At 39.7% G+C, this 2058-nt stretch carries 3 protein-coding genes; 2 read left to right on the top strand and 1 reads right to left on the bottom strand.

The window, feature by feature from the left end; all coding sequences use genetic code 11:
* Positions 1–129 precede the first annotated feature (129 nt).
* Positions 130–660, top strand: coding sequence for an HNH endonuclease (locus KIV41_RS08265; protein ID WP_285336069.1), 531 nt, complete (start codon positions 130–132; stop codon positions 658–660).
* A 212-nt stretch (positions 661–872) separates the two neighbouring features.
* Positions 873–1367 carry a hypothetical protein gene (locus KIV41_RS08260; protein ID WP_285336068.1) on the top strand — a complete coding sequence of 165 codons (495 nt, stop codon included), beginning with the start codon at positions 873–875 and terminating at the stop codon, positions 1365–1367.
* Positions 1368–1575: 208 nt separating this feature from the next.
* Here KIV41_RS08260 and KIV41_RS08255 read toward each other — a convergent pair whose 3' ends face one another.
* Positions 1576–1878 carry a hypothetical protein gene (locus KIV41_RS08255; RefSeq protein ID WP_045389929.1) on the bottom strand — a complete coding sequence of 101 codons (303 nt, stop codon included), beginning with the start codon at positions 1876–1878 and terminating at the stop codon, positions 1576–1578.
* Between the last annotated feature and the right edge of the window lie 180 nt (positions 1879–2058).

Below are 2058 nucleotides of genomic sequence, written 5' to 3'. Positions count from 1 at the left end.
AGAGTGATTCGCAACGCGTGGCATTTTTACTATGCGTTGCGTTTAGTGTTTAAGGTGGTATGCGGGAGCTTTGGTATTGCGTTGCTCACACCTTAACAGGGCGTTAGACATTACAAGGAATCGTTGGAGTTGGAATATTTAGAAGAGGCGTATAATCGCTTAATTTTGAGTTGTAACCGAGATCGTGCCAGAGCAACATGTCTAAATAATTGGAGCAAGTTTATACGCCGTCGAGATAACAATACTTGCGTGATTTGTGGAGGTTTAGAAAGTGTTTCGGCTCATCATATTGTCAGAAAAAGTTTGATTCCCCAAGCCCAGTATCTTCCAGGAAATGGTATTACGTTGTGCAAAGATTGTCACAAAGAAGTGCATCAAGGTTTCAATGGAAAGCCTGATACTTCACTACCAATGGATACTCAAGGTGGTGAAAAAATAGAAGTTATAGCCTACCTTTTTGGTGTGTTACGAAATAGCTCTAATGGACGTGAGTCTAAATACTATGCACTATCACCAGATGTCTTGAGAATGTTTAAGCACTTTCAAGGATACGACATCAGGGAAGAGTTTACAGGTAATGATGTATGTAAAGCCCACCTGATTTGGCAAGGGGCACCAAGACAAGTAATAAATGCAATTTTGTGTGCAAACGGGTTCTAGAAGTGCGAGGAAATGTCTAACAAGGCATTTAAGAGTGATTCCCAACGCTTGGCATTTTTCATTCCATCGTTGGGTTTCGTGTTTACGGTGGTATGGTTAAGTTTCGTGGTAGCGTTGCTCACACCTTAATGCGGCGTTATGTTTGAATTGTGATTTTACCGTCTGTTATATTTTTTGTATTATATGCACTTTGTTGATTTGAGGTAAACAAAGTGACTATACCCAATTTGCCAACGGATAACCTGTATAAGTTTATTGCATTATCTGGTCTTGTCCTAGCCTTATTCTGCGGGGCTTTTACTATTCAGCGAACTGAAGCTCTTAGTAGTGCTGTTTATAAAGATGGTATCGAGTTCGGCGAGTGGAAGATTAAATATGATTTTCTATCAAAACAGATAATCGACCTTGAAAAAGAGGTCGTAGCTCTAGATAAAAAAGAGAACCCAACTAAGAAAGAGCTAGAAAAACTAAGGAAAAAGCACGAGGAAAATAAAATCAAATTATTAGAAAATGACATATTGAGAGAAAAGGTAAGATTAGCCAATGAGTACTCTAAATCTCAGTTAAATCAGCTAAAGAAATATTATTTCTGGGGCTCAATAACAAGTTTCTGTTCTCTTATATTTTCTGCGTTTGGTTTTTCTGCTTGGTATTTCAAAGTCCAAAGATACCAAGATCAAATTCTTCGGAAAGAGTCACAAACATAACAAAGCGTTTAAGACAGATTCCCAACGCATGGCATTTTTTATTCCATCGTTGGGTTTTGTGTTTACGGTGGTATGGTTAGGTTTAGTGGTAGCGTTGCTCACTACTTAACGCGGCGTTAGTCGCCAGAAAAAGCTAGCAATCAAAATCATGTTTCTAGGCTCAAAATTTGGCTGCTGATCGTCCGGTTCACTGGTTCATCGTCGATGGTCAAAACTCATTTTCAACTGTTTTAAGTCCAAAGTTTTGCAAGTGTCCTCGCGGTTGTTTTGTTCTTTGGTGGTGATAGAGCGGGGTAATCGAAAATCTGTTTTTGGTTGCAACTCCGCTCGGTGAGTTTGTTGGTACAAAAGCCGATTTACTCGCTGAAATGACGTTTTCTTTGGTGTTGTAAATTCCACGTGGTTTCAGTGATTTCGTTGAAAGTCCGCACTGTGGGATTAGTTTTCCAAAAGCGTTTTTTGGTGTTGTCAGTCCGTTTTCTACGGCGTTGTTTGTTCCAAGTGGTTTCATTGAGTAGCCGCTTTGAGACTACGCCTGATTTAAATGCATCAAAGCACATAAAGTTTGTTGTTTGCAAAGTTTGGTTCGGCTTAAAATTGTCGCTCGGTGCCTCGCGACTAACAAACTGCTCAAGAGGGATTCGCAACGCGTGGCATTTTTACTATGCGTTGATTTTTGTGATTAAGGTGG

This window comes from Vibrio sp. D401a, from assembly GCF_030248515.1.
In the GTDB taxonomy this organism is placed as follows: Bacteria; Pseudomonadota; Gammaproteobacteria; order Enterobacterales; family Vibrionaceae; genus Vibrio; species Vibrio rotiferianus.
The sequence above is the reverse complement of the archived record's forward strand: the minus strand, read 5'-3'. Positions and strand labels throughout refer to the sequence as shown.